Raw genomic sequence first — 24,406 nt, 5'->3', positions numbered from 1 at the left:
TCGTTCCGGCCCGCGAACCGGCCCCTGGCCGCCGTCCAGATCTTGATCGTTTGGGGTACTTGTGGCTCTTCGGTCGCGAGCGTTCCCCCAGGCGGCACATACTGGAGGGGATGAACCAAGCTAGCGGCGTGCCCCGTCGCCACCTGCCCACCAGTCCCTTCAAGCCCCCGCCTCCCACGCCACCGGTCGAGCGGTTCAGCGTGAACGACCGGGTGACCCATGATCGCTATGGTCTTGGCGTCGTCATCGGTGTGGAAGACGAGGTCGCCGTGATCGTCGATTTCGGATCGCGGCAGGAACGAATCACCACACCCTTCAACAAGCTGTACAAACTCTGAGTCCTGAGGCCGCCGCAGGCGGGGAAGCATCACGATTCGGATGCGTCCACGCCGGCGGTCCCGGCCCGGTCCTGCCTTCCTCGGCCCCGGTCGTAGCGGCACGGGGCCGCGAGCAGGCGTCAGCATGCCGTCGGCACGATGCCCGCCGTCATGCCCGCAGTGCTGCGCATCTACTCATGCGCTCATGTGCTCATCTGCCGCTGCGCTCATATCGCCATCGTCCTGCTCGCGGTCCTGCGGCCGGTCTCCTGGAGACGGCGGGCCGCGGCAGGCCGAACCGCGCGGTCGCCGTCAGGACAGGACGCGGGACAGGACCGTCTCGGCGGGCCGCCCGAGCACCCGTTCGAGGTCGGCGGTCTGCAGTTCCAGCGCGCCCGCCCGCACCTGGGCGTTGATCCAGCTCATCGGGCCCTGCCCGGCGTCGGGCACCTCGCGGTAGGGCACTCCGGCCGCCTCGGCCACCTCGGGATGACTCCACACAGGACCGGTGAAGTCGTAGGCCCGGCCCAGATGTCCCTCGCCGGTCAGGACGTTCGCCGCCGCCTGCGCGAGGTCGGACCGGAAGGCCGTGTTCAGGCCGCGCCCACCGGTGCTGCCGGTGATCTCCCCGTTGGTGACGCGCGGGACGAAGGCATCGCTGTAGAAGGGGTGTCGCAAGATCGTGTACGCCAGCCCGCTCGCGCGTATGGCCTGCTCGGTGGCATGGTAGGCCTCGGTCATGCCGGTGGCGACGGTGCCCGCCCCGAGGAAGCTGGTGAAGGCGACGGCGTCGACGCCCGCCTCCTCGGCGGCGGCCACGGCGGCCAGGTGCTGCCTGATCCTGCGGGCGGGGTCCAGTTCCGGGGAGGAGATCAGGAGCAGGCGCGTGACTCCCTTGAACGCCTCGCGCAGGCTCGCCGGGTCGTCGTAGTCGCCGCGCCGCACCGGGACGCCTTCGGGAGCCCTGCCAGGGTCGCGCACCACCGCCGTCACCTCCGACCGTGGCCGCAGATGGTCGATGACGAGGCGGCCGAGCGCACCGGAGGCGGCCGAAACGGCGATCATGGGACTCCTTCTGGGAACAGTGGCCCCAAGTGAACTCCCCGCCCGTGTCACGATGCCACTGCTTTTCCCGCCCCGCCGGCCCGCGGCACACCGGCCGCGGGATGGGCCCTTCGTGTCGTCGGCCGGGGGGCGAGCGCGGGGCTATGCCTCGGCGAGCGCGCGGTAGGTGCACACCTGGACGCCGGTGCGGCTGGTGGTCGTCGTGACCAGCTCCAGCGTGCGCTTGCCACCGTCGTCCGGGAAGATCGTCTTGCCGCCGCCGAGGAGCACCGGCATGATCACCAAGCGGAGCTCGTCGACCAGGCCCTCGTGCATGAGCGTGCGCGCGAGCGTGGGGCTCCCCATGACCAGCAGGTCGCCGCCGTCGGTGCCGCGCAGCTCGCGGATGCGGGCGACGGCCTCGCCGCCGGGAATGCGCGTGGTGTTGTCCCAGGTCAGCTTGTCGTCGCCCAGCGTCTCCGACACAACGTACTTGGGGATGGCGTTCATCCGGTCGGCGAAGGGGTCACCGGCCCGCTCGGGCCAGGCGGCGGCCATCGACTGCCACGTCCGCCGCCCGTACAGCAGGGCCTCGGCCCTGCTCAGGGTCTCGTCGAAGGTGCCGCCCACCACGTCGTTGTCGAAGAACGGGTGCGACCAGCCACCGTGGGCGAAACCGCCGTCGGTGTCCTCCTCGGGGCCGCCCGGCGCCTGCACGACGCCGTCCAGGCTCATGAACTCGATGATCACGATGCGCATGGGACTCGCTCCTTCGTGGGTACGGTGCCGAGGTGGTGGTCGGTCTCGTGCCGGGACGGGCCGGCCGCGGCGGGCGGCATGGCCGCCGCGCCGAGCTCTTCTCCCCTGGCCGACGGCCGGACCATGACGGGATCGCGGCCGACCTCGGCTGCGGCCGGTCTCTCGTTCACGGTGCTGTCCCACATGGCCCGCACGCTACGCGCGACAAATATTCTTGTCAAGGAAGTCTAATTTGTCGGTGTGGCGCACGGCTGAGGGGGTACGCGGCGGTTCAGGCAGTGCGCGGGGAGCCGTCCGGCGGGCGGGCCGGACGGTGGCGCGATCATAAACCAGAAATAAACTTTCCTATTGACAAGGGTTGTGACAGCGGTGTTACATCCTCTTGATTCAAGGTCTAAAAGAACTTCCGGCAAGACCGGGGAGCCCCATCGCGCTCCCCCGCGCCGTGCCCCCGCGCGACCGGAAGTCCGTGCCTGGCAAGGACCACACGACCGGAGGTCTCCATGCGCAAACCCCGGCTTCTCCTCATGGCCGCAGCCGTGCTGGTCACCCTGACCAGCGGCCTGGTCACCGTCACGGGCAGCGGGAGGGCCGAAGCCGCCATCGGCCCTGTCACCTGGTCCGACGAGTTCAACGGCGCCTCGGGGTCGTCCATCGACGGCTCCAAGTGGAAGTTCGACACCGGCGGCGGCGGCTGGGGCAACAACGAGCTGGAGTACTACACCAACTCCACCCGCAACGTGTACCAGGACGGGCAGGGCCACCTCGCCATCACCGCCCGCAAGGAGAACCCGTCCAACCTGCAGTGCCATTACGGCACCTGCCAGTACACCTCGGGCCGCATCCTGACCGCCGACAAGTTCAGTCAGGCGTACGGCCGCTTCGAGGCCAGCATCAAGATTCCCAAGGGCCAGGGCATCTGGCCGGCTTTCTGGATGCTCGGCGGCGGCGACTGGCCGAACACCGGCGAGATCGACATCATGGAGAACATCGGCAAGGAGCCGAACACCGTCCACGGCACCGTGCACGGCCCCGGCTACTCCGGCAGCGGCGGCATCGGAGGCGGCCGCACGATCGGCGCCCCGCTCGGCGACGCCTTCCACAACTACCGCGTCGACTGGTCGCCCAACCTGATCGTCTGGTACCTCGACGGCTCGGAGTACTTCCGCGTCACCCCGGCCAACCTCAACGGCAACCGGTGGGTCTACGACCACCCCTTCTTCATGATCCTCAACGTGGCGGTGGGCGGCTACTGGCCGGGCAACCCCGACGGCAGCAGCAGCTTCCCGCAGACGATGCTGGTCGACTACGTCCGCGTCTCCGCGTGGACCAACGACAACCCCGGGACCGGCACCGCGCTGAAGTCCGGCCTGAGCGGCCGATGCATCGACATCCCCGGCGCCAACCCGGTCGACGCCGCCGCGCTGCAGACCTACGACTGCAACGGCACCGCCGCCCAGCAGTGGTCGGCCAACGGCGACGGCACGATGCGCGCGATGGGCAAGTGCATGGACGCGGCGGCGGCCGGGACCGCCAACGGCACCCGCATTCAGCTCTACACCTGCAACGGCACCGCCGCCCAGCGCTTCACGCTCAACTCGGCCGGCGACCTGGTCAACCCGGCCTCCGGCAGATGCGTGGACGTCGTCGACCGCAACACCGCCAACGGCGCGCTGCTCCAGCTGTGGGACTGCACCGGCGCCTCCAACCAGAAGTGGACCCGCGCCTGACCCTCCCGGCCAGAACGCGGACCGAGCACGGAAAGGCCGGCAGCACCCCGCTGCCGGCCTTTGCCGCGCCGTTCACGCGCCCGGCGTCTGGGGCGCCGTCCGCCTCGGTCCGGTCGGCACCCCCTTGTCGCGCCCGGACACCGGCGTGCCGCGACGCGGCCGCGCCGGATCGCTCAGGGGGCGTCCACCTGGTCGCGGGCCGCGATGGCCAAGGCCATGAAGGCGCCGAAACGCTGGAACTGCTCCCGGTCCATCTTCAGGCTCAGTCCGCCGAGGATCGTGTCGTCATGCCGCCGGGCGCCGAGCCGGACCTTGAACCCCTCGCCCTTCGGCTGGGCGTCCACGCCGACGAACGCCACGTGGTAGCGCATGCTCTCGGACGCGTCCCTGTGGAAGATCTCCAGGACGCGGCCGTCCAGCACCAGGATGTGATCGCCGAGCTCGAACTCCGCCGCCATGGCTACGCTCCAGAATCCGCGTGAGGATCATTGCGGCCAACTGTCCCATACGCCGGACTCCGCGCAGCACCCGAATATGAGCTCAGCTCGCGCCACTGGCGCGAGCGGCCCCAGGGATCCTCCGCGTCACGGCATGGCGGCGAGGAATGCCCGGTGGGGAGCGCGGGTTGGAGTCGCACATGACGACTATCGGATTCATCGGCAGCGGATACATCGGCGGCACGGTCGCCCGGCTTTCGGTGGCGGCCGGCTACGACGTGGTGCTGAGCAACTCGCGGGGGCCGGAGACGTTGAAGGACCTGGTCGCCGAACTGGGACCGAAGGCCAGGGCGGCGACCCCCGCCGAGGCGGCGGCGGCCGGCGACCTGGTGGTGGTCAGCATCCCGCTGCGGGCCTATCTGGACGTCCCGGTCGAGCCGCTCGCCGGCAAGACCGTCATGGACACCGACAACTACTATCCCCAGCGGGACGGGAACATCCCCGAGTTGGACGACGCGTCGGCCACCTCCAGCGAGCTGCTGCAGCGGCATCTGCCCGCGTCACGGGTGGTCAAGACGTTCAACAACATCAGCTTCCGGCACCTGGGCGAGCTCGCCCGGCCCGCCGGCGCGGCCGACCGCAGCGCCCTGGCGATCGCGGGCGACGACCAGGCGGCCAAGGACGAGGTCGCCGCGTTCCTCGACCGCATCGGGTACGACACCCTGGACGCGGGGACGCTGGCCGAGAGCTGGCGCCTGCAGCCCGGCACCCCCGCCTACGGCGTGCCCTACGCCGGGGAGAGCCACGACTTCAGCGGTCCTGGCGTGAGGGTCACCGCGGCCACCCTGCGCGAGGCCGTGGCCGCCGCCCGGCGCTGACCGGCGCCGCGCCGCCAGGCGCCGACAGGCGCCGCCAGATGCCGACCGCGTGGGATCACCCGCCGAAGAACGCCGTCAGCACCGGCGTGAGCGCCTCTGGCGCGACATCGTGGGTCTGACCGGGGAGGGTGCGGTACTCCGCGTTCGGCAGCGCCCGGCCAGGTAGGCGTCGCACCGGTCGAGGCTGGTGGCGAACCCGGCCCGCGCCGCGGCGTCGAGGTGGGCGGCCGGCACGTTGGTCTGGTGGGTGATCACCTCGGTGCGCCCGTCGTGCAGGTCGACGAAGGTGTCACCCGGCGGGCGTGGCGGCGGGGGTGTCGGACAGGAGCGCGCGCACCCGGGGCACGACCTCCTCGCCGCTCGGCTCGGCCCCGGGACACCGCGTCAAGGGTGGCGAACCTCTCGAACACCCGCACCGGATCGTCTGAGCTGAGCACGGTCACCGCGGTGCCGAGGCGGATGCGCTCGGTCCGGCCGGCGATCGTCGCCAGCACGATCTCGGGCGCCGAGACGGCGAAGTCGTCGCGATGGTGCTCCCCGATGCCGATCGCGTCGATCCCGACGCCGTCGGCGAGCACGGCCTCCTCGACGAGGTTGCGGATCACCTGCGCGTACGGCAGCCGGTTCCCGTCCGCGTCGGCGGTCACGTCCCCGAACGTGTCGACGGCGAACTCAAGTTGTTCGGACATCCCTTGCCTTCCTCCGCTGCGTGAGCAGTAGGGCCGAACCATGGGCCGGCTCCGGGCATTCCGGCGCGCGGCCACGGCGGCACCGTGGGCACCGTGGACGCGGTCCCGCTCGGGCGAGCCGGTCGGATGGGCGGGAATATCGGGGTATTGGCAATGGTTTTCATACCCGTGAGGGCGAAGACCCCTCACCCCGACCAAGTACGAGCCGGTCGTGCGCGAGCACGACCTGCGCCGAGAGGAGCGATGACCCCGTGAAGAAGGGCATCCACCCCGTTTACCGCCCCGTCGTGTTCCGCGACCCGAGCGCGAACCACTCGTTCCTCACCCGGTCCACCGCGGCGAGCGACAAGACCATCACGTGGGAGGACGGCGCCACCTACCCGGTGGTCGACGTCGACGTCTCCTCCGCCAGCCACCCCTTCTACACCGGCCGCGGCCGCATCCTGGACACCGCCGGCCGCGTCGAGCGCTTCAACCAGCGCTACGGCAGGTCCTCCAGGGCCGGGCGGCCCGCCGCGTGAGGACCGGCGCGGGCCCCGGCCCCACGCGCCGCCACGCGGAGACCACCGCTCACCGCCGCCGTACCCCCTCGCGGACGTCCGAGGGGGTACGGCGCGAGGGGGCGGTGGCTACTCGGCGCGGGTCACGGCCTCCTGGAGCTCGGTCACCCAGCCGGCCGGGTCGCCCTCGCCGTAGTTGAGGTACACCTCGCGCGCGACGCCGGAGCCGCGGTGGCCGCTGTCCTCGATCCACCGGGCGAGCTGCTGGTAGGAGACGTCGACGCTCTCCATGCCGCCCTCGTGGATCAGGGTGGCCGCCCGCTCGAGCGCCGGCAGGTCGACGACGTCGAAGTCGTAGGTCCCGCCCGGCTGGAGGTTCACCTGGACTCCGGCGTGCACGCGCACCCCCTCGGGCACCGGCTCGTAGTAGGCGATCGCCGGACCGGTGAAGACCAGCCCGGCCGCCTCCACCCGGTCGCACAGGTCGCGGTACAGCGGCTGGACCACCGAGCCGATCTTGTCGGACTCGAAGCCGTCGGCCGTGGCGCTCAGCTCGGCGACGCGGACCGCGGGCACGCTCTTGATCACGATGTCTGCGGGCATGACGCCCTCCGTTTCGATCATCCGGAGCCTCGCCTCGACCCTGACCAGCCGCGCCATGTCGTCGGCCACCTGGGCCTCCAACTGCGCGCGGCGCAGCCGCAGCATGCCGTGCAGTTCGTCGGTGCCGACCTTCTCCGCCAGGATCCGCCCCACCTCGTGCAGGGTGAGGCCGAGATCCTTGAGCGCGATCAGCCGGTTGAGCCGCGACAGCTGCCCCGCCTCGTAGTAGCGGTAGCCGGTGACCTGGTCGACCCGCGCCGGCCGGAGCAGTCCGAGCACGTCATAGTGCCGAAGCATCCGTACCGACACCCTGCCGAGACGGGCGAAGTCTCCGATGGTGTACATGACCCCTCCGGTCTATGGCCTCACACCGTGTCAGGGTCAACGGGACGCCTGGCGGGACGTGCGGACGAAGGTCAGTAGTAGCCGGTCTCGCCGTCGAGGATCTCCCGGATGGTGTCCAGATGGCCGGCGTGCCGGGCGGTCTCCTCGACCATGTGGATGACCATCCAGCGCAGGCTCGCGGCGGCCGAGGTGAAGTCGGGGTGCCGGCCGGGCTCGTCCAGGGAGTGCGCGGCGATGATCTCGTTGGACCGCGCGCACTGGCGGGCGTAGTCGTCCAGCAGCCGCGCGAGGGGCACCCCCTCGACCATCATGTCGGCGTCCTCCTGCTCGCCGGCCATCTGCGGCCCCTCGGCGGGACCGCCGAGGAACAGCACCTCGAACCAGCAGTGCTCGGTCCACCGCAGGTGGGACACCAGGCCCGCCACCGTCATCAGCGGCGAGGACGGCAGGACCGGGCGGTGGGCGTCGGCCTCGGACAGCCCTTCGCACTTGTAGTGGACGATGGCACGCTGCAGGTCGAGCCAGCCGACGAGTTGCGTGCGCTCGTCGGCGACGAACGGAGGGCGAACGCGGGGAGGAGTCACGCCCGCCGACGCTACCTGACGCCTCACCACGGCCGCATCGCATATTCGGAGGGGCTCGCGGGCGACCCCGCCGGCGATGCGCAGGCCACGCACCGGCGTGCCTGAGCCGGCGTGCCTACGCCCGCACGTCCAGGGCGTGCCTGAGCCGGCGTGCCTACGCCCGCGCGTCCAGGGCGTGCCTACGCCCGCGCGTCCAGGGCGTGCCTACGCCCGCGTGTCCAGCACGACGCGGAAGCGCGCCTTTCCCGACATCATGCGCTCGAATGCCTTGGGCGTCTCCGACAGCGGCATGACCTCGTTCATGGAACCGATGCCGTGCTCTCCGACGAAGGCCAGGTTGTCCTCGTTCTCGATCGGGGTGCCGACGAGGCTTCCGACGATCGACCGCTGGCCGAAGAGCAGGTCGCCGGGCAGCACGGACATCGCCTCCATCCCAGCGCCGAGGACGACCAGCCGCCCGTGCGGCGCCAGCCCGGCGACCAGCGGCGACATCGCACGGCCGTCGGGCACGGTCGCGATGATGGCCGCCGCGCCGCCCAGCCCGCGCAGCGCCTCGGCGGGGTCCTCGGCGGTGGCGTCGATGTAGTGCCGGGCGCCCAGCCGCGCCGCCAGTTCGGCCCTGTCGGCGCCACGGGCGATGGCGACGGTGCGGTGACCGAGCTTGTCGGCGTACTGGAGGCCCAGGTGCCCGAGGCCCCCGATGCCGAAGACCGCCACCAGCGCGCCGGGGCCTGCGCCGGCCTGTCGCAGGCCCTGGTAGACGGTGAGGCCGGCGCACAGGAGCGGCGCTGCGTCGGCGGGGGCCATCCCGTCGGGGATGCGCACGAGCCCGCTCGCCCTGGCGTAGGCGACCTCGGCGTACCCGCCGTCCACGGAGGTCCCGGTCACGGGCTGGTCGGCGCAGTTGACGAAGTCGCCGCGGCGGCAGAAGTCGCACTCGCCGCAGTGGCCGTTCAGGAAGCCGACGCCGACCCGGTCGCCGACGTGCCACCTGGTCACCCCGGCGCCGACGGCGTCGATGACGCCGACGACCTCGTGGCCCGGCACGATCGGGGCGGAGGGGTCGGGCCGCATGACGCCGCCGACGGCGAGGGCGTCGGTGTGGCAGATGCCGCAGGCCTCGACCCGCAGGCGCACCTGCCCCGGCAGTGGATCGGTCAGCTCGCGCTCGACCAGGGCCCAGTCGCCCGTCCCTGCTCCGGACACCTGAACCGCACGGTAGGTGGACATGTCGTGATTCCTTCCGATAGGGATGCCGATCACAATATGACCGGTCGTCTTAGTCCGGTCGCTCGCATCCGAGGCGAACGACCGGTCCCGTCCGACTACTATAAGACGACCGACCATATTGGTGGACGAAGGCGGGGATGGCCGTGGCACGGCAGAGCATGCGCGAAGAGATCGTCGAGGCCGCGCTCGACCGGTTCCACGCCCGCGGGTACAACGCGGCGGGAGTGAAGGACATCACCGACGGCGCCGGCGTGCCCAAGGGATCCTTCTACAACCACTTCGCCAGCAAGGAGGCGCTGGCCGTCATCGCCCTGGAGCGCTACGGCGAGAGCCGGCGCATGCGCGACCTCGCCGACACCTCCGTCGAGCCGCTGACCCGGCTCAGGAAGCACTTCGAGTTCCTGCGCGACGACGTCGTCGGCTGGGGGTACAAGCGCGGCTGCATGTTCGGCAACTTCGGCACCGAGATCACCGACCACAGCGAGACCATCCGCGCGAGCGTCGGTGAGAGCCTGCGCGTGTGGACGGACCTGGTCGCGGGTGTCCTCGCCGAGGCCGCGCACGCCGGCGCGCTCCGCACCGGCCTGGACCCCGCGGCGACGGCCCGGCTCATCGTCAACGCCTGGGAAGGCACCCTCATCGACGCCCGCGCCACCCGCTCCCCCGACGCCTTCGCCTCGTTCTTCACCGTCGTCTTCGACACCCTGCTCACACCGCCCAACTAGTGCGCGCCGTGCGCGTACGTTCACCGGCCAGGCGCCATAGGGCGGCGCCGGCCTCGCCGTACCACGACCCGCCGACCCGGCGCCGGTCATCTCCACCACATATCGGGCGGAGGGGGGCGCGATCTGGTTCGCGTGGCCGAGGGGATGGCTCGGGAGGCTGGGGGTCAGGCGGTGCGGGGGGTTTGGGCGGTGGGGACGGCGGGGGTCGGGCCGGGGGGGAACAGGCGGTGGTCGCGGGCGCCCGACAGGAGCATCCAGAAGGCGTGCGCGGCCGACACCAGCGTCACGTGGTGGTGCCAGCCGCGGAACGACCTGCCCTCGAAGTCGCGCAGGCCGAGGCGGTGGGTCACCCCCGCCCGGTCCCAGGCCACCCGCTCGGCCGTCTCGGCCAGGCGCAGCAGCGTCGTGGGCGGCAGCGTGGTGATGTTGGACAGCCACACCGCGACCGAGCGCCGCTCGGGGCCGAGGCAGGCGCCGAGCAGGGTGAGGGCCGGCGGCTCGTCCTGGGCCGTCGCCGAGTGGAACGGGGTGTGCACCCGCGCGGCCACGACCACCGACTGCGGCGCCGGGGTGGCGCCCATGGACGGGGGCCTGCGGGACTCCACGATGCGGTTGACGTCGCGCAGCGCGTCGACCAGCCGGCCGGCCTCGATGCGGCGGCCCATGCCCATCGGGATGCGCGGGTCCGAGGGACTGACCGGCACCGAGTCGTTCACCCGCAGCACGAAGGGGACCTGCCGCGCGGACAGCTCGTAGATCAGCCGTCCGAGGTCGATCTCCCTGGCGTCCATCACGACCGGGCGCGGCTTGAGGCCCCACCCGTGGACGATGCTCGTGACCACCTCGGCGGCGCACTCCTCGACGGTGAGGCTGACCTCCTCGTCGGGGATGCCCGCCCGTCGCCGGCGGCCCGGGTCGTCGGTCCAGCTCTCGGGCAGGATGAGACGCCAGTCGATGGGGAAGGCCGCCTGGTCGGAGGCCAGCCACACCCCGACGACCTGCTGGCAGTTGGCCAGGCGGCCGAGCTTCTGGACGAACCGGCGCTCGACGCCGACCGAGTGGTCCCCCGACTTGGGGATCACCAGCGGCTCGGCGACCAGCGCGATCGGGCGGATGGCCTGTTCGAGGTAGCCGGCCAGGGCGCGCCGCACGGAGATCCAGCCCCACGGGGACTGGCTGATGAACTGCTGCAGGCTCTGCTCGACGGCGGGCTCGGCCTCCAGGGAGGCGATGCCGCGCATGGTCTTGCGTCCCTCGATGGACAGCAGCCCCCGGATGTACAGCCGTGCCCATCTGCGCTGGTCGCGACGCTTGAGGGAGGAGAACACGATGCCGCAGAACCGTGCGAAGAACTCCGACGCCGCGTTCTCCTGTTCAGAGGTGAAGGAACTGACGCTCACGGGCGACCCCCTATGTCCGCGGCCCGCGCCCACAGAGTTCAAAGGCGAACACCCGTAAGAGGTGCCGAAGAAAACAATACCGGCCGTGCGGTTTTTTTGCGCTAGGGGGCGCTGACTTTGTCAGAAACCGGACGAGGGTCCGGACGCAGCCACACGGTGGACAGCGGCGGGAGGACCATGGAGGCGCTCGCCTCGCAGCGGTGCCACGGGGAGGCCGTCGCCTCCACGGCCCCGAGGTTGCCCAGCCCGCTCCCCCCGTACGGCGCGGCGTCGGTGTTGATCACCTCGGCCCACCGGCCAGGAAACGGCAGCCCGACCCGGTATCCCTCGCGGGCGACCGCGGAGAAGTTGCACACGCACGCCAGCGGCATGCCGTCGTCGTCATAGCGCAGGAAGGCCAGCACGTTGTCGCTCGCCGCGTCCGGGACGATCCAGCCGAACCCGTCGGGAGAGGCGTCCAGCCGCCACAGCGCCGGCAGCCGGCGGTAGGCGGCGTTCAGGTCGCGCACCAGGGTGCGCACGCCCTCGTCGGCCTCCTCCCACCCCAGGCCGAGAGGCTGCTCCCACTCCCCCTCGTGCGCGAACTCCTGGCCCATGAACAGCAGCTTCTTGCCCGGATGGGCCCACATGAAGGCCAGGAAGCCCCGCAGGCCCGCCCGCCGCCGCCGCGCGTCGCCGGGCAGCGCGGACGACAGCGACCCGGCCGCGTGCGAGACCGGCAGGATGTGGCGCTCGGAGTAGGCGTACACCATGGGGAAGGTGATCTCCCCGTGGTGGTACCTGCGGTCACCGGGGTCCCTCGCCAGGTAGCCGAGGCAGTCCTGCGTCCAGCCGGTGTTCCACCGCAGGTCGAAGCCCGGCCCGGCGACCCCGGTGAGCGGCGCGGTCTCCTCGGCCGCGCCCGCCGCCTCGGCGACCGCCACCGTCCCCGGGCTCAGCCAGTGCAGCGTGGAGTTGACCTCGCGGAAGAACGGCGCGACGGCCTCGGGGTCGCGGTCGCCCGGGTACCCGGAGGTGCGCAGGCCGTCGATGTGGAACTGCGAGCACCAGTGCAGCGCGTTGGCCGTCAGGAAGTTGCGCACCCACGGGCTCCGGTGGTCGAAGGCGTGCGCGGCGGGAGCCTCGCGGGCGCCGCCGGGGACGCTCGGCCTGCCGTCGCCGGCGTCCACCGCCTCGTACAGGGGCGTGCCGTCGAAGCGGGCGAGCCCCTCCTCGTCGGCGGCGAGGCACAGCGGCGTCCAGTCGAGGATGACGCCGACGCCCGCCTGGTGGAGCCGGTCCACCAGGCGGCGGAAGTCGTCGGGGTCGCCGTATCTCGCGGTCGGCGCGTACAGGGCGGTGGGCAGCCGCTCGTCGGAGGTGTGCTCGGCCACCGGCATGAGCTCCACGTGCGTGAAGCCGAGCCCCGCGACGTACGGCGGCAGCGCCTCGGCCAGCTCGCGGTAGGTCAGGCCGGGCCGCCAGGAGCCGAGATGCAGCTCGTAGACGCTCATCGGCTCCTCCTGCGCCACCGCCCGCGCCCGGCGCTCCAGCCAGGCGGCGTCGCGCCAGCGGTGCCCGGAGGTGAACACGACCGACGCGGTGCCCGGAGGGCGGTCGGCGGCCGAGGCGAACGGGTCGGCCTTGCGCCGCCACTGCCCGTCGGCGCCCAGGACGTCGTACATGTACCGGTAGCCGTCGCCGACGCCGGGCAGGTAGAGCTCCCAGATGCCCGAGGAGCCGATCGGGAGCATGCGGTGCGAGGACCCGCCCTCCCTGCCGTCGAGGTCGCCGGCCACCCGGACCTCGCGGGCGCTCGGCGCCCACACAGAGAAGGTCGTGCCCGAACCGGTGGTGTGCGCGCCGAACACCTGCCAGAGGCGCTGGTGACGGCCCTGGCGGATGCGTCGCAGGTCGAACTCGCCCAGCAGCCGGGATGGAACGTGAATGCCGCCGAGCGGGGAACCGTCACGCCTGACAATGAAGCTCACGGTGTCGCCTCCCGCCTTCAGCCAAGGGAGCGATTGCGCGTTCACTGCACGTAACGGTACCCGCCGACGCCGAGAACCGACATGTATGCGCGGCTACTGTGTCAAGTCCGCTTGTCAAGCGAAGGCCGGGCACACCCCTGACCGGCCGCCCCTCGCACCGGCCGCGCCGCGCGAGGGGCGCCGTCGCGCCGTGCCCGTCAGGAGGGCAGCCGGCAGACGGTGTCGGACATCACCAAGGCGTTGATGTCGTGATATCCGGCGGCGGAGGCGTGCCCGGGGTCGGCGGTGACGAAGACGTGGGCGCCGTCCGGCCCGGCCATCGCGGGGACGTACGGCAGCACCGCGGCGACCGGCAGACCGTAGGCCTGCTCGACCCGCGGCACCAGGTCGCCGTCCTCGATCCCCTCGGGGACCATGTTGACCACGACGATGCGCTGCCGGCAGCCGAGCCGGTCGGCCAGGGCGACGCTCTCGGCCGCGCCCGCCAGGTCCAGCCGGTGGGCGCGGGTGACGATGACCATCGCGTCCGAGCCGGCCACGGCGGTGACGGTCTCGGTGTTGATGCCCGTGTGCGTGTCCATGATCAGCACGTCCAGCGCCAGCGAGGCGGTGAGCCGCAGGACGGCCTCGTTCAGCAGCCCGAGGTCGTAGCCGCTGGTCATGATCTCGTTGATGGCGGTGAGCCCGGCCCGGCTCGGGACCACGAACAGGTCCATGCCGTCCACGGGCCGGGCGGCGTCCTCGATCTCGCAGCGGCCGACCAGGTAGTCGGCGAAGGTGCACATCGAGGGGTCGGGTTCGAGGCCGAAGATGGCGTCCACGGCCGGGGACTGGATGTCGGTGTCCAGGACGCCCACCCGCAGGCCGCCCGCGGCGAACAGCAGCGCCATGTTGGCCGCCGTGCTCGACTTGCCGGTGCCTCCCCGGTAGGAGTGCATGGTGACGACGCGGGCCATCAGGCGCCGGTCCTGTGCAGGGCCAGCATGGTGATGTCGTCGGACTGCTCGGCCGTGCCGACGAACCCGGTGAGCGCGCCGTCGACGCGCCGCAGCAGGTCGTCGCCGGAGCCGGCGCCCTCGCGCAGCACGTCCAGCATCCTGTCCTCCCCGAAGAACGCCCGGTGGGGGTCGCGTGCCTCGGTCACCCCGTCGGTGTAGATGAACAGCAGGTCGCCGGGGTCCAGATGGGCGTGGCCGAGCGTGAAGGTCGAGTCGCGCAGCACGCCCACCGCCGGCCCGGTCGGGTCCAGCACGAGCGGGGCCCCGCCGTCGCCGCGGATCAGCACGGGCGGGTTGTGACCCCCGTTGATGTAGACCAGCCCTCCGGTGACCGGGTCGAGCACCGCGAAGAACATGGTCGCGAAGTAGCCCTGGTGGACGTGGTTGCGGGTGAGGTACTCGTTGGTCGCCTCGACGGCGTTGAGCAGGGTGGCGGCGCCGGCCACGGGCATGGAACGCGCGTCGCCCGGCAGGTCGACGCTCTTGAGGCCATGGACGCCGCCGTGCTCCGCGGTGTGGCGCAGCAGGCTGCGGATGAGCGCCATGAACAGCGCGGCCCCCACCCCCTTGTCGCACACGTCGGCGACGACCAGCCCGAGCCTGCGGCGGTTGACCAGCTCGAACACGTCGTAGAAGTCGCCGGCGACGGTCCTCGCCGGGCGGTAGCGCACGTCGATGTCCCACCCGGCGGGCGTGGGCAGCGAGTCGGGCAGGAAGCCGAGCTGGATCTCCCTGCCGATCTCCAGCTCGCGCTCGTACCGGTGCAGGTCGGCCTCGCCTCCCGCCAGCCGCAGCGCGCGGCTCAGCTCGGCCTGCTCGTGGCAGGTGCCGAGCCGCGCGCGGACGAGCGAGGTCAGGAACGGCGGCATCAGGTAGTCGGCCCCGCCGTGGACGTGCCCTTCCAGCGCGCCGAAGTCGTGCTCGGTGTAGGCGAGCAGCGTGGGCCGCCAACCCTCCTCGTCCATCCGCCGGGCGACGGCCCGCACGATGTTGGGCGGCACGGCGGCGGAGGCCAGCAAGACGTCCACCTCGGGCATCCGTTCGGCCGCGAGCACGTCGGCCGGTGAGTGCACCCGCACGCGGACCCCCGCCTCGGCGAGGGCCCGCCGCAGGCCGGGGGGCGGCGAATCGTCATCCAGCACGAGAACGCTGGTCATTTTGATGTGCTCCATCCCTGAGGATCCGCAGCGTGCTGATGTTGCGCCCCGCGACTCGCCGGTAGGTGAAACCGTCAACGGCGGTCAGGGCGAGGTACACCCCGAGACCGCCGATGCGGCGTTGTGCGAACGGCAGCCCGTAGTCCGGCCGCCGGTATCCGGACCTGGGGTCGAACGGCCGGGCGTCGTCCTCGAACCTGAGCCAGACCGACTCTCCGTCCATCCCGCCCTCGACGACGAACTCGCCTCCGGTCTCCCCGTAGCCGTGGACCACGATGTTGGTCGCCAGCTCGTCGGCCGCCAGGCGCAGCCGGTCGGAGAGGTCAGAGGGCAGGCCCGCGCGCTCGGCCAGGCCGAGCACGTAGTCCGCTACCTGGTCGAGGGACGACAGTGACGCCGGGATGCGCGGCACGACGGGCTCACGAGGCGGTGATGTCGAAGCCGTGGTCGAGCCCGGCCATCTTGATGACCTTCAGGACGGGCTCGGTGACGCCGACGAGGGAGATCGTGACGTCCTCGGCGACCTTCTGCCGGGCGAACACCAGGGCGCGCAGGCCGGCGCTGGCGATGTAGGTCAGCTCGGAGGCGTCGATCACCAGCCGGGCGGCCCCGGTGGCCACGGCGTCGTCGATGGCGTCGTGGAACTCCGGCGCGGTGGCGGCGTCGAGCTCGCCCGCCAGGCGGATGGTCGCGGTGCCCGAGCCGGTGCTGAGGGTTGCGATGAATGCCACGTCAGTTCTCCTAGTCGTCGGAGCGGGTCAGGATCACCACTGAGCGGGGTGCGACGTACACGCGCCCGGGGTAGGCGGTCGCCGGCTCGGCGCCGGGGTCGTGGACGTCGTGCGGCGCGGAGGCGCCGGTGTCGGCGAACAGGCGCCAGACGCCGCCCGCGGGGTCGGGGAGTTCGACGTCGTGGCCCTCCCAGTGGGAGTTCATCACCACGTAGAGCTGGTCCATCGCCCCGTCCGCGTCGCGCCCGGCGCGCATCACGGCCAGCAGCCTGCTGCCGGGCGACCAGTCGGGCCGCCAGGCGTCCACCCCGTGCCAGCTCACGTCCGGCAGGCCGACCCCGGTGGTGTCGACGCCGAGCGGGTGCCTGCCCTCGCGCAGGACGGGGTGGGCGTGCCGGAAGGCGATCATCCGCCGGGCGAACCTGAGCAGCTCGGCGTTGGCGTCGACCAGCGTCCAGTCGAACCACGAGAGCTCGTTGTCCTGGCAGTAGGTGTTGTTGTTGCCGAGCTGGGTGCGGCCCACCTCGTCGCCGGCCAGCAGCATGGGGATGCCCTGGCTGACCAGCAATATCGCCAGCGCGTTCTTCATCTGGCGGGTGCGCAGCGCGTTGATCCCCGGGTCCTCGGTCGGGCCCTCGGCGCCGTGGTTCCAGCTGTTGTTGTCGTTGGCGCCGTCGGCGTTGCCCTCGCCGTTGGCCTCGTTGTGCTTGTCGTTGTAGGAGACCAGGTCGTTGAGGGTGAAGCCGTCGTGCGCGGTGACGAAGTTGACCGAGGCGGCCGGTCCGCGCCCGCCGTACAGGTCGGGCGAGCCGGCGACGCGCGCCGCCAGCTCTCCGGTGGTGCCCTCGTCGCCCTTGAGGAACCTGCGCAGGACGTCGCGGTACTTGCCGTTCCACTCCGACCAGCGGCCGTAGTTGGGGAAGTGCCCGACCTGGTAGAGCCCTCCGGCGTCCCACGCCTCGGCGATGAGCTTGGTGTGGCGCAGGATCGGGTCGTAGGCGAGCTGCTCCAGCAGCGGCGGGTTGGGCAGCGGGGCGCCGTCCGGGCCGCGGTCCAGGATCGCGGCCAGGTCGAAGCGGAACCCGTCGACGTGGTACTCCGACACCCAGTGGCGAAGGCAGGTGAGCACGAAGTCGCGCACCACGGGGTGGTTGCAGTTGACGGTGTTCCCTGTGCCGCTGAAGTTGTAGTAGTACCCCTCGGGGGTGAGCATGTAGTAGGTGGCGTTGTCCAGGCCCTTGAACGAGATCGTCGGGCCCTGCTCGTTGCCCTCGGCGGTGTGGTTGAACACCACGTCGAGCATCACCTCGATGCCGGCCCTGTGCAGGTCCTTCACCAGCGCCTTGAACTCGTCGGCCTGCATGCCGAACGCGCCGGTCGCGGCGTACCCGGCCTTGGGGGCGAAGAAGCCGATGGTGTTGTAGCCCCAGTAGTTGTGCAGCCGCTCGCCGGTCGCGGGGTTGACGCGCCCGTTGTCGAACTCGTCGAACTCGAAGATCGGCATCAGCTCGACGCAGTTGACGCCGAGGTCGCGCAGATAGGGGATCTTCTCCCGCAGCCCGGCGTAGGTGCCCGGGGCCGCCACCCCCGAGGAGGGGTGGCGGGTGAAGCCGCGGACGTGGGTCTCGTAGATGACCAGGTCCTCGCTGGGCGTGCGCAGCGGCACGTCGTCCTCCCAGTCGAAGTCCTCCTGGGCGATCATGGACCGGTACTGGTAGGGCTTGCTCCAGTCGGGCGGGACGCCCCACACGTCCCGCCCGGACAGCAGCAGCGCGTGCGGGTCGGCCAGGATGGCGCCCGGGTCGAACCGGTCGCCGCGCGCCGGGTCGAACGGGCCCTCCGCGCGGTAGCCGTATTCGAGGCTCTCCAGGTCCAGGCCGAAGACGGTCATGGTGAAGACGCTCCCGATGCGGTACTCGGGCGGGAACGGCAGCTCCTCCAGCGGCTCGGCGTCGCCGCGCCGGTACAGCACCAGCGTCATCGCGGTGGCGCCGTCGGAGAAGACCGAGAAGTTCACCCCGCCCGGCACCAGGGTGGCGCCGTGCGGGAAGGGCCGGCCCTGCCGCACGCGGTACGCGCCGATCCGCCGGGTCGGGAAATCGTCGATCCGCGGGAGGTCGATGCGCTCGGCGGTCACGGTCCCACGCGTCCCATCTCGGCCGTGAGGCGGCCCATCTCGCCCTCGACGTCGTCGGCGACCTCGAAGAAGCCGAGGAACCCGGTGGCCGACATGACGAACCGCACCTCCGGCGACAGCCCGCCGATGACGACGCGCGCCTCGGCCTGCTGGGCCCGCCGGTACAGGATCAGCAGCATGCGCAGCCCGGCGCTGGAGACGTAGGTGACGCTGGAGAAGTCGACGAGCAGCGTGCTGGAGGGGGCGACCAGCGGCAGCAGGCGCTCCTGGACGGCCGGGGCCGTGGCGCTGGTGATCTCGCCCTCGACGCGGGCGACGGTGAGGCCGCCCGCAGTGCTGAGGGTGACGCCGGCCGTCATCGGACGGCCTCCACGGTGACCTTCACCTTGACGCGCCCGGTGGCCTCGGGGAGGTTCACGGTGAGCGCGCCGGCGTCGTAGTCGTCGTAGGGCTCGCCGTCGATCTCGACCGCGCCGATCCTGATGGAGCCGGGCGGCAGCAGGTCGGGCGAGACGCGCAGGACCCGGTCGTCGAAGCCGTCGGGGTCGGGCTTGAAGTACAGGTCCATCGGCTTGCCGCTGATGAGCAGGTTGTTGTAGACGGCGGCCAGGTAGCACAGCTCGGAGGAGTGGTACATGCTCATCGAGTGGCTGCCCTTGAGCCGCTCGGTGCCGAGCAGGTAGGGCAGGCCGCTGGCGAGCACGTTGAAGTAGACCGCGCCCTCGTCGTGGTCGAGGAAGAAGGCGTTGTAGAACGACTCGGCTCCGCGGGCCTCGTCGCGGAAGCGGTCCTGGCCGGTGACGCCGAACAGGATGAGGTAGGCCAGCACGGCCTGCTCCTGCTGCCACCACGCCTTGCGGTCGTGCCAGACGAACCGGAAGCGGTCCTCGCCCTCGCGGCGCAGGCGCTCCACGACGTCGTACCAGCCGCCGCGCTGCCGGTCGGCGCCGATGGGCGGCATGATGTCGCCGATGTGCGTGGCGAGCTCGGCGTACTCCGCCTTGGGCTTCAGCGAGTTCATCCGCATGAGGTTCCAGGCGATCTTCAGGTTGTGGCCGACGACGGCGCGGTTGAGCTGCCAGCCGTGCGCGGTGTCGTGCGACCAGTCGCGGTGGAAGCGCTCCTGGACGAACGGGCTGTTCTTGTCGTCGGGGAAGTGCTCGACGATGGTGTCGAAGGTGTACTCCAGGAACGCGGCGTACTTGGGGTCGCCGGTGGCCAGGTACAGGTTGATGAGGTAGGCGGGGGCGTGGTCGCCGACCGAGTTCCAGTTCTTCCTGGCGCGGTTCTCGCCGAGCGACTCGTGGTCGGGGCTCAGCAGGATGGGGTCGATGTGGGAGAAGTAGCCGCCCTTCTCCCGGTCCAGGTAGAACCGGTCGAACAGCCGCAGCGTCGCCTCGGCGTCGCTCTTGATGCGCGGGTCGCCGGTGATCCGGTAGGTCTGGACGGGGCCGGCGAGCGCGTAGATCTGCTCGTACATCGGGAGGGCGTCGTAGTCGTCGGAGAACTCCGAGGTGAACAGCTTGCGCTGCACGTCGCCCTCGATCTTCAGCCCGTGGTACCAGTAGACGATGTCCTCGTCGGCGTCGACGAAGCGCAGGTTGGCCCGCAGGTACTCGGTGCCGCGCTCGGCGACCTCCAGGTAGGCGTCGTCGCCGGTGAGCATGTAGGCCGAGGCCATGCCGTAGACCAGGCGCGAGATCGTGTCGGTCTCCTGCACGTGGCTGTCGGTCTTCTCGCCGCCGAGCCTGATCATCGTGCGGTAGTCGGAGAAGTCCACCGGCCCGTCGCCGAACTGCGCCTTGCGGTAGAAGGCGGCGATCTCCTGGATCTGGTGGACCCACCAGTTCTGCTCCTCGAAGCGGAACTCGCCGGGGCGGCGGCCGAGGAAGATGACGCGCTTGGCGTCGAAGATCTCACCCTCGGCGTGCGGGTAGAACACGCCGTAGGCGAACAGGTAGCGCCCGGGCACGAGCATCGCGTCGAGCTGGCCGGAGGCGTCGGTGTAGGGCTCGCCGAGGTTGTGCAGCAGCTCGGCGCTCGGGCCGCCGTCCATCGAGACCGCGAAGTCGCGGCCGTCGGCGGTGACCACCGTGGCGGTGCGGGAGGCAGCGTCGTAGGCGCTGACCTGGCCGGCGATCGTGTCGGAGAAGGTGAAGTTCATAGGATTTCGTCCTTCTGGGTGAGCAGGTCGACGAGGGTCCTCGCGAACAGGTGGCACTGCTGTCCCGAGCGTCCGGTGACGAGGTCGCCGTCGATCACCACGTCCTTGTCGACGTACTCCGCGCCCATGTTGCGCACGTCGCCGACCAGGTTGTTGTGGCAGACGATCTTGCGTCCGCGCACGACGTAGGGGATGGAGGCGGCCAGCCACATGCCGTGGCAGATGATCCCCTTGATGACGCGGGAGTCCTCGAAGGCGCGGCGCAGCAGCTCGGTGGCCGGCGCGAGCCGGTCCACGTCGTCGGTGTAGCGCAGCCGGTCGGACACCATGCCCGAGGGCACGACCAGCGCCGCGTAGTCCGAGGGGTCGACCTCCTCCAGGCTCTTGGAGACCGTGAAGGGCGCGCGGTACTCGTGACCGGTGAAGGTCATCGACTCCTGGCCCCACAGGCGGGTGATGAAGTCGACCGGGATGCCCTCCTCGGCGAACCTGCGCTGGTAGTAGAAGATCTCGGGTTCGTAGTAGTCGCTTTCCATCAGGACGGCGACGCGGGTGTCGGCCACGGTCACTCCGTGATGAGGTCGATGAGGAACGGCCGGTCGTCGAGCAGCATCCGCTCGACGGCCTCCTCCACCTGGGACCGCTTCTCCACCCGCATCGCCTCCACGCCCAGGCCGCGGGCGATGTCGGTGAAGCCGAGCTCGGGGTGGGCCAGGTCGAAGGAGCGCGGGAAGGCGTGCGCGGCGATGTCCCGCTCACGCCAGTACTGCTCGATGTTGAGGTCGAGCAGCCGGTACCCGCGGTTGTTGCAGACGACGAACTTGGCGCCGGCGCCCTCGCGGACCGCGGTGGCCAGCGCCTGGATGGTGTACATGCTCCCGCCGTCGCCGGTGAAGCCGACGACGGTCTTGCCGGGGTTGGCGATCTTCATCCCGATCGCGCCGGGGATGCCCACGCCGAGCGAGCCGCCGCGGGTCTGGAACCAGTGGCCCGGCAGCCGCGGCGGCAGGTGGGCGCCGAGCACGCCGGAGGCGGTCAGGGCCTCGTCGAAGACCATGAGGTCCTCGGGCGCGCGCTCGGCCAGCCGGCGGGCGAAGGCGCCGAGCAGCGAGTCCTCGTCGGCCTGGGCCGCGGGCCGCTCGGCGGCGCGGCCCAGCCGCCCGGCGGCGGCCTCGCGGGCGGCCGGCGACATCGACGACGAAAGCTCCGCGGCGAGCGCGGCCAGGGTGGCCCTGGGGTCGGCGACCAGGCCGAGCGTCACCGGGTGGTTCTTGGCGATCTCGTAGGAGTTCAGGTCGACGTGCACGATGCGCGCGTCCGGCCGGAACGGCGAGGCCAGGTCGGGGAAGACCTCGGGGAACAGGTAGGTGCCCACGACGAGCACGGCGTCGGCGCCGGCGACGACGGCCCGGCTGACCTCGCCGAACATGTGCCCGGTCTGGCCGCGGTACAGCGGGTGGCGGCCGTCGATGGAGACCTCCGACATCTCCACCCCCCACGCGTCCGCGCCGAGCAGCTCGGCCACGCGGGTCAGCTCCGCCTGGGCGCCGGAGGCGGCCACGCCGTCGCCGAACAGCACCAGCGGCGCCGTGGCGTCCGCCAGCAGCGCCGCCGCCCTGCGGATCGTCGCGGCGTCGGGGGCCGTCGCGGTGTAGGGGACCACCGAGGGCACGACCGGCTCGTCGTTGGGCCGGTCGAGCACGTCCAGGGGCAGCGAGACGAACACCGGGCCCCGCGGCGGGGTCATGGCGATCTTGACGGCGCGCCGGAGCGTCCGCAGCACCGAGGAGGAGTCGGTCACCCGGGTCGCGTACTTGGTGACGGGCCTGGCCATGGCGACCAGGTCGGCGGCCATCTGCGCGTCCATCGCCTCGTACTCGACGCCGGACTCGCCGGCGACCACGACGAGCGGGGTGTGGCCGCGCTTGGCCTGGTACATCATGCCGATGCCGTTGCCGAGGCCGACGCCGCTGTGCAGCTGCACCAGGGCGGGGCCGCCGGTGGCGCGGGCGTAGCCGTCGGCGATGCCCACCGCCACGGTCTCCTGCAGCGTCAGGACGTAGTGGAAGTCGTCGTACTTCTCCAGCGCGTCGAGGAAGCCCTGCTCGACCGTGCCGGGGTTGCCGAACATGTACCGCATGCCGTCGGCGAGGAACTGCTCGATGATCGCCTCGTTGCCGGTCCTGGCGTCCGTGGGGCTCATGGGGCTCACCAGCCGAACCGGCGCAGACCGTCTTCCAGCGTTTCGACGATCTTCTGCCCGGTGAGGAAGGAGTCGGGCGTCGAGCGGCCGGTGATGAACGGGTAGTCGACGATGACCGAGGTCTCCTTGCCGAAGTTGCCGTGGTAGCGGCCCTCGGGGCCGGTGGCGTCGCGCAGGATGTACTCCAGCGGGTACGGCGGCGGCCCCATGTTGAAGTCGGTGCCGAGGAAGCCGGTGCCGTCCTTGTAGTCGTACTCCTTGCAGTGGCCGGTGACGTGCTTGCCCCAGATGATGCTCTTGCGGTCCTCCCAGTCGCGGGCGAAGGCCAGGCAGGCGACGCCGTAGCACTCGGCGGCCACCGGCTTGCCGGCCTTGAGGAAGCCGAGGATCAGCGCGTGGACGCGGCCGTTGTTGGCCAGGTCGACGATGGGGCCGCTGCCGCCGACGATCAGCATGGTGTCGAACCCGTCGATGTGCTCCGCCAGCCTGTCCAGCGTCCTGTTGTAGGCCTCCAGGGCGTGCAGGTAGTCGTCGTCGGCGACGTAGGGGCGGTCGGGCACCACGGCGGAGATGTCGAGGGGGTGGTCCAGCCGGTCGGAGTCGTCCAGCTCGCGCACCAGCTTGGCGACCTCGGGCGTGGTGACCGAGCGGCCGAGCGGCGGGTCGACGTAGTCGGGGTCCATGCTGGGCGGCAGCGCGTGCGGGCGGCCACCGGTGGGCGTGGCGAAGACGACCTCGTATCCGCGCTGGTCGAAGTGGGTGAGCGGGCCGAGCAGCTCCTCACCCCAGTAGCCGTGCTCGGACAGGAGCACCAGGACCTTCCTGCTCATCGCTCCTCCTGCGGGCCGATGATCCAGTTCTCCCGGGTGGTGAGGGAGAACACGTGCGCGGGGTCGGCGACGGCGTCGAGCGCCGGGGCGACCTTCTCGGTGAAGTACGGGGAGGCCAGCGCGGCCTCGGCCGCCGCGACGTCGTCGAACCAGATCTGCTCGACGCTGTCGAAGGACGCCTCTCCGAAGGTGTAGAAGCCGTCCCTGGTGTGGGCGTGCAGGTGGCGGCGCACCCCGGGCAGCCCGCTGACGACCGGGGCGTACTCCGAGAGCGTCCGCTCGCGGTGGTCGGCGAGGTCCTGGCCGGGCCTGCGCTTGATCAGCGTGGTGACCTTGACCCAGGACGGGGCGGCCTCGGTGAGCGGCGGGCCGGGGACGATCTCGTGGGCGTCGGTGTCCAGCACGATGGTGAGCCAGAACGCCGCCCAGTTCGGCTCGTCGAGCCGCGCCCCGTGCAGGAACTCCTCGGTCTGCAGCGAGGCGAGCTGCTCCTGCTCGTTGGCCAGCCAGATCTCCGCCATGCCCTGGTGGGGCAGCGCCGGCCGTCCGCGGTCCGCCGTGGACGGGACGCGCGAGTCGATCAGGTAGCGCCGGATCTGCGGGATCTTGGCGGCGAACTTCACCGCGTGGACGTTGACCCAGTAGTCCTGGAACTCCTGTGCGGTCATGCCTGGCTTCGGGGCGGCCAGGATGAACTGGTGGATCATGCGATCTCCTTTTCGCCAGGGATCTTCACTGGGACGATCGCAGCGCCGTTCGGCCACCGTCAAAGCAGAAACCATTACTTCTCGACATAGCGCATTGAATCCGCCGTTAAAGTCAAGTCACCTGGCAATCGGGAAATATCGGCTTATCCTCGGTCGGTCTTCGCCGCAGGACGGCCAACTGACAAAGTGCCCGGCGAAAGCGCGGCGATTATGGCCACCGCGGGCGGCCGGGCCTACTGTCCAGCTCAACGGATGCCTTACCGAAAGG

Annotated in this window: 25 protein-coding genes; 5 read left to right on the top strand and 20 right to left on the bottom strand. The window is 71.1% G+C overall.

Annotated elements, in window-relative coordinates:
* Positions 1-110 precede the first annotated feature (110 nt).
* On the top strand, positions 111-338 hold the full coding sequence (locus tag ACFQSB_RS06340) for a hypothetical protein (RefSeq protein WP_354838617.1): 228 nt from the start codon (positions 111-113) through the stop codon (positions 336-338).
* Positions 339-629: 291 nt separating this feature from the next.
* Here ACFQSB_RS06340 and ACFQSB_RS06335 read toward each other — a convergent pair whose 3' ends face one another.
* Both ACFQSB_RS06335 and ACFQSB_RS06330 read right to left on the bottom strand, forming a co-directional pair.
* A complete protein-coding gene (locus ACFQSB_RS06335) occupies positions 630-1,382 on the bottom strand; it encodes an NAD(P)H-binding protein (protein ID WP_380824867.1) in 753 nt (250 codons plus the stop codon).
* Positions 1,383-1,523: 141 nt separating this feature from the next.
* Complete coding sequence (locus ACFQSB_RS06330; protein WP_380824866.1) at positions 1,524-2,120, bottom strand: dihydrofolate reductase family protein; 597 nt, start codon at positions 2,118-2,120, stop codon at positions 1,524-1,526.
* A gap of 503 nt (positions 2,121-2,623) precedes the next feature.
* On the opposite strand from ACFQSB_RS06330, the gene ACFQSB_RS06325 reads away from it, so the two are divergent.
* On the top strand, positions 2,624-3,850 hold the full coding sequence (locus ACFQSB_RS06325; RefSeq protein ID WP_380824864.1) for a family 16 glycosylhydrolase: 1,227 nt from the start codon (positions 2,624-2,626) through the stop codon (positions 3,848-3,850).
* A gap of 173 nt (positions 3,851-4,023) precedes the next feature.
* Here ACFQSB_RS06325 and ACFQSB_RS06320 read toward each other — a convergent pair whose 3' ends face one another.
* A complete protein-coding gene (locus ACFQSB_RS06320; RefSeq protein ID WP_380824863.1) occupies positions 4,024-4,308 on the bottom strand; it encodes a hypothetical protein in 285 nt (94 codons plus the stop codon).
* Positions 4,309-4,487: 179 nt separating this feature from the next.
* Here ACFQSB_RS06320 and ACFQSB_RS06315 point away from each other — a divergent pair, with 179 nt between their 5' ends.
* Entirely contained in the window at positions 4,488-5,165 is a 678-nt protein-coding gene (locus ACFQSB_RS06315) for an NADPH-dependent F420 reductase (protein WP_380824861.1), read from the top strand.
* A gap of 251 nt (positions 5,166-5,416) precedes the next feature.
* Here the strand turns inward: ACFQSB_RS06315 and ACFQSB_RS06310 are convergent, their stop codons facing one another.
* On the bottom strand, positions 5,417-5,854 hold the full coding sequence (locus ACFQSB_RS06310; protein WP_380824860.1) for an LLM class flavin-dependent oxidoreductase: 438 nt from the start codon (positions 5,852-5,854) through the stop codon (positions 5,417-5,419).
* Between the two features lie 251 nt (positions 5,855-6,105).
* On the opposite strand from ACFQSB_RS06310, the gene ACFQSB_RS06305 reads away from it, so the two are divergent.
* Positions 6,106-6,375: a type B 50S ribosomal protein L31 gene (locus ACFQSB_RS06305; RefSeq protein ID WP_380824858.1), complete on the top strand. Its 270-nt coding sequence runs from the start codon at positions 6,106-6,108 to the stop codon at positions 6,373-6,375.
* A 108-nt stretch (positions 6,376-6,483) separates the two neighbouring features.
* Here ACFQSB_RS06305 and ACFQSB_RS06300 read toward each other — a convergent pair whose 3' ends face one another.
* The 3 genes from ACFQSB_RS06300 to ACFQSB_RS06290 all read right to left on the bottom strand — a co-directional run bounded on the left by ACFQSB_RS06300 (position 6,484) and on the right by ACFQSB_RS06290 (position 9,116).
* Positions 6,484-7,302 carry a MerR family transcriptional regulator gene (locus ACFQSB_RS06300; RefSeq protein ID WP_354921928.1) on the bottom strand — a complete coding sequence of 273 codons (819 nt, stop codon included), beginning with the start codon at positions 7,300-7,302 and terminating at the stop codon, positions 6,484-6,486.
* A gap of 71 nt (positions 7,303-7,373) precedes the next feature.
* The gene (locus tag ACFQSB_RS06295; protein ID WP_380824857.1) at positions 7,374-7,886 is read right to left on the bottom strand and encodes a DinB family protein; all 513 of its coding nucleotides are present in this window, start codon (positions 7,884-7,886) and stop codon (positions 7,374-7,376) included.
* Positions 7,887-8,090: 204 nt separating this feature from the next.
* On the bottom strand, positions 8,091-9,116 hold the full coding sequence (locus tag ACFQSB_RS06290; RefSeq protein ID WP_380824855.1) for an alcohol dehydrogenase catalytic domain-containing protein: 1,026 nt from the start codon (positions 9,114-9,116) through the stop codon (positions 8,091-8,093).
* A 143-nt stretch (positions 9,117-9,259) separates the two neighbouring features.
* Between ACFQSB_RS06290 and ACFQSB_RS06285 the strand changes: the two genes are divergently transcribed.
* Complete coding sequence (locus ACFQSB_RS06285; protein WP_380824854.1) at positions 9,260-9,841, top strand: TetR family transcriptional regulator C-terminal domain-containing protein; 582 nt, start codon at positions 9,260-9,262, stop codon at positions 9,839-9,841.
* Between the two features lie 164 nt (positions 9,842-10,005).
* Here ACFQSB_RS06285 and ACFQSB_RS06280 read toward each other — a convergent pair whose 3' ends face one another.
* From ACFQSB_RS06280 to ACFQSB_RS06220, 13 genes are all read right to left on the bottom strand, one after another.
* Positions 10,006-11,241: an IS701 family transposase gene (locus tag ACFQSB_RS06280; RefSeq protein WP_380824852.1), complete on the bottom strand. Its 1,236-nt coding sequence runs from the start codon at positions 11,239-11,241 to the stop codon at positions 10,006-10,008.
* A gap of 101 nt (positions 11,242-11,342) precedes the next feature.
* Positions 11,343-13,211 (bottom strand): 1,4-alpha-glucan branching enzyme, encoded by a 1,869-nt coding sequence (glgB, locus tag ACFQSB_RS06275; protein ID WP_380824850.1) that lies wholly within the window; start codon positions 13,209-13,211, stop codon positions 11,343-11,345.
* A 197-nt stretch (positions 13,212-13,408) separates the two neighbouring features.
* Positions 13,409-14,167 (bottom strand): MinD/ParA family ATP-binding protein, encoded by a 759-nt coding sequence (locus ACFQSB_RS06270; protein WP_380824849.1) that lies wholly within the window; start codon positions 14,165-14,167, stop codon positions 13,409-13,411.
* Complete coding sequence (locus tag ACFQSB_RS06265) at positions 14,167-15,366, bottom strand: PP2C family protein-serine/threonine phosphatase (protein ID WP_380824847.1); 1,200 nt, start codon at positions 15,364-15,366, stop codon at positions 14,167-14,169. The genes ACFQSB_RS06270 and ACFQSB_RS06265 overlap by 1 nt, the downstream gene beginning before the upstream one ends.
* The gene (locus tag ACFQSB_RS06260; RefSeq protein WP_380824845.1) at positions 15,341-15,778 is read right to left on the bottom strand and encodes an ATP-binding protein; all 438 of its coding nucleotides are present in this window, start codon (positions 15,776-15,778) and stop codon (positions 15,341-15,343) included. The genes ACFQSB_RS06265 and ACFQSB_RS06260 overlap by 26 nt, the downstream gene beginning before the upstream one ends.
* A 7-nt stretch (positions 15,779-15,785) precedes the next feature.
* Complete coding sequence (locus ACFQSB_RS06255) at positions 15,786-16,097, bottom strand: STAS domain-containing protein (RefSeq protein WP_380824844.1); 312 nt, start codon at positions 16,095-16,097, stop codon at positions 15,786-15,788.
* A 10-nt stretch (positions 16,098-16,107) separates the two neighbouring features.
* On the bottom strand, positions 16,108-18,234 hold the full coding sequence (gene glgX, locus ACFQSB_RS06250; protein WP_380824842.1) for a glycogen debranching protein GlgX: 2,127 nt from the start codon (positions 18,232-18,234) through the stop codon (positions 16,108-16,110).
* A complete protein-coding gene (locus tag ACFQSB_RS06245) occupies positions 18,231-18,593 on the bottom strand; it encodes an STAS domain-containing protein (protein WP_380824841.1) in 363 nt (120 codons plus the stop codon). Before ACFQSB_RS06245 ends, glgX begins: the two co-directional genes overlap by 4 nt.
* Positions 18,590-20,398: an AGE family epimerase/isomerase gene (locus ACFQSB_RS06240; protein WP_354921888.1), complete on the bottom strand. Its 1,809-nt coding sequence runs from the start codon at positions 20,396-20,398 to the stop codon at positions 18,590-18,592. The genes ACFQSB_RS06245 and ACFQSB_RS06240 overlap by 4 nt, the downstream gene beginning before the upstream one ends.
* Positions 20,395-20,961, bottom strand: a complete 567-nt coding sequence (locus ACFQSB_RS06235; RefSeq protein WP_354838547.1) for a DJ-1/PfpI family protein — start codon at positions 20,959-20,961, stop codon at positions 20,395-20,397. Before ACFQSB_RS06235 ends, ACFQSB_RS06240 begins: the two co-directional genes overlap by 4 nt.
* Before the next feature lie 2 nt (positions 20,962-20,963).
* Positions 20,964-22,601, bottom strand: a complete 1,638-nt coding sequence (locus ACFQSB_RS06230) for a thiamine pyrophosphate-binding protein (protein WP_380824839.1) — start codon at positions 22,599-22,601, stop codon at positions 20,964-20,966.
* 5 nt (positions 22,602-22,606) lie between these two features.
* Complete coding sequence (locus ACFQSB_RS06225) at positions 22,607-23,431, bottom strand: type 1 glutamine amidotransferase domain-containing protein (RefSeq protein WP_380824838.1); 825 nt, start codon at positions 23,429-23,431, stop codon at positions 22,607-22,609.
* Entirely contained in the window at positions 23,428-24,138 is a 711-nt protein-coding gene (locus tag ACFQSB_RS06220; RefSeq protein ID WP_354838540.1) for an EthD domain-containing protein, read from the bottom strand. Before ACFQSB_RS06220 ends, ACFQSB_RS06225 begins: the two co-directional genes overlap by 4 nt.
* Between the last annotated feature and the right edge of the window lie 268 nt (positions 24,139-24,406).

Source organism: Sphaerisporangium rhizosphaerae (genome assembly GCF_042665155.1).
Classification (GTDB): Bacteria; Actinomycetota; Actinomycetes; order Streptosporangiales; family Streptosporangiaceae; genus Sphaerisporangium; species Sphaerisporangium rhizosphaerae.
This window is presented reverse-complemented; position numbering and strand designations above follow the sequence as displayed.